This window comes from Albidovulum sediminis (genome assembly GCF_025380365.1).
Taxonomy (GTDB): Bacteria; Pseudomonadota; Alphaproteobacteria; order Rhodobacterales; family Rhodobacteraceae; genus Albidovulum; species Albidovulum sediminis.
The window spans coordinates 1-1,202 of the sequence record NZ_JAOCQF010000017.1 but is presented as its reverse complement, the minus strand read 5'-3'; the positions used below and the strand labels follow the sequence as shown (position 1 = coordinate 1,202).

Annotated in this window: 1 protein-coding gene; it reads right to left on the bottom strand. The window is 66.0% G+C overall.

Translation table 11 applies throughout. From position 1 onward, the window contains the following. The coding region (locus N5I32_RS21195; RefSeq protein ID WP_261497897.1) for a DUF2493 domain-containing protein at positions 1-650 on the bottom strand (650 nt) is incomplete at its 3' end. Positions 651-1,202 lie beyond the last annotated feature (552 nt).

Here is a 1,202-nt window from a genome sequence, read left to right as displayed (position 1 = left end):
TGGTCGAGCTTGCCCCAGATAAGGCGGTGATCGTTGAAGTCGGTCCCGCCGGTGAGGGCCACCTTGGGGCCTGCTGGCAACATCACCTCGGCTTCGGTGCGACGCTTGGCGGCGAGGAAATCGCGGCTGTCGATCAGCGCGGCGGTCAGGTGCTGATGGTTCACCATCGAGCCGGTGCGGGGCCGCCAGGTCGAGCCCGTGTGATGCCAGAACTCGGTGGCGGCGTGGTCGCGCATCATGTCCATGCAGTTCCGCCGTTCGGTCAGGGTCATGCCTTCCGCCACCAGGCGCTCAAGCTCGGTGGATTTCACCTCGGAGCCGTCCTGCTCACGCTGGAGGCGGCGCTGACCCTGCTCGTTGTCATCGAGATTGCGCTCGATCCGGGCGGTGGCGCGGTGGAAGAGATTGACCTGGCCCCAGAGCACTTCTTCGAGGTCGGGTTCCATCCTTGTGTCGGCGAGGCTCGCGACGAGGGCGTCGAAGATATCGGCGACGGCACCCCGGAGGCGGTCGGCATCCGGCATCGGGCGCGGATCGGGCTCGTCTTCGAAGGGGCGGTAGCCGTAGAGCTGCAACTCTTCCAGCGCATGGGCGGTCTGAGAGGCGGTGTGGGTGGGCTCATAGCTGTCGTCGCGGGTCTGGAAGTTCATCTCTGTCTTGCCTCCGGGCTCTTGGCGGTCCGCGCGTTCTCCCGCGCGGCCTTCATGGGCTCGCGAAAGCCGTCACTGGGGACGACCCTTCACCCGCGCCTTCGCGGGCCGGAACGCATGTGGAGGAGGACGGGGGGCGGCTGATTTGTCTCGCGATGCAAAGGCGGGGCTTGCCCCCGCCGGCGGAAATCAGTTGCCCCCCGTCCTTGAAGGGGCGGCACCTTTGACGGCCGCCTGCCCATCTCTTGAAGGCCGTGCGGGGAATGCGGGGATCGACTGCCCATGAGAGAGGCAAAAGATGAAGATCCAGACCCGGGACAGGGAGATGCCCCCTGCCCCACTGTCGTGAGACTTCCCCTTGCGCTTGACGAGTTGCCTCAACGCTCCAGGCGCTCGCGATCCTCGGGACCGATCTGCTTTGCCAGATACTGACGCAGCACCTCTGGCCCGTCCGCTGTGAGATCGTCGTTGAAATCCCCGAGCCTTGGTTCCAGCACCCGAACGGCAATCCCGGCCTCGCTGGCTCTGATGGTCAATCTCTCCGCCGCGCGT